The sequence below is a fragment of the Treponema sp. R80B11-R83G3 genome, assembly GCF_054786115.1.
Genome location: NZ_BDHF01000382.1, coordinates 1 through 660 on the forward strand (window position 1 = coordinate 1; position 660 = coordinate 660).

Consider the following 660-nt stretch of genomic DNA (forward strand, 5'->3'; position numbering starts at 1 on the left):
ACGAGATGCTCAGGAGTCTCGTGGGCTGTGCGGAAAGGCATTCCTTTGCGGACAAGGTATTCGGCGGCATCGGTGGCTTCCGGGAAGCCTCCGGCGCAGGCGGCTTTCATGCGCCCGGCGTTAAAAGCCGCCGAAGTGATCATGCCCCGGAAAATCCGCAGGGACGCGGCGGCGGTGTCGATGCTGTCGAAAAGGGCTTCCTTGTCTTCCTGTAAATCCTTGTCGTAGGCGTATGGAAGCCCTTTCAGGATGGTAAGGAGGCTTACCAGGTTTCCGACAGCCCTGCCGGACTTGCCCCGGATAAGTTCCGCAAAATCGGGGTTTTTTTTCTGGGGCATGATCGAGGAACCGGTGCTGTACGATTCGGCAAGATCGATAAACTTAAATTCCTCGCTGGCCCAAAGGACAATGTCTTCGCAAAACCGGGAAAGGTGTACCATGACGACGGAAAGGGCCGCGGCAACTTCCACGGCAAAGTCCCGGTCGGCAACGGAGTCCATTGCGTTCAGGGTGGGACGCTTAAAGCCCAATGTTTTCGCAACGGCTTCACGGTCAAGGGGCAGGGTTGAGCCGGCCAAAGCCCCTGAACCCAGGGGACACTCGTCCAGCCGCTCCAGGGCATCCGCCAGGCGGCCACGGTCGCGGTCAAGGGCGCAGCAC

The 660-nt window shown here is 59.5% G+C and carries 1 protein-coding gene; it reads right to left on the reverse strand.

Annotated features, from left to right (window positions below; all coding sequences use genetic code 11):
• A partial coding sequence (gene argH, locus ACYVRH_RS13990; protein ID WP_461257493.1) for an argininosuccinate lyase occupies positions 1 to 629 on the reverse strand: 629 nt, incomplete at its 3' end.
• Positions 630 to 660: the final 31 nt, after the last annotated feature.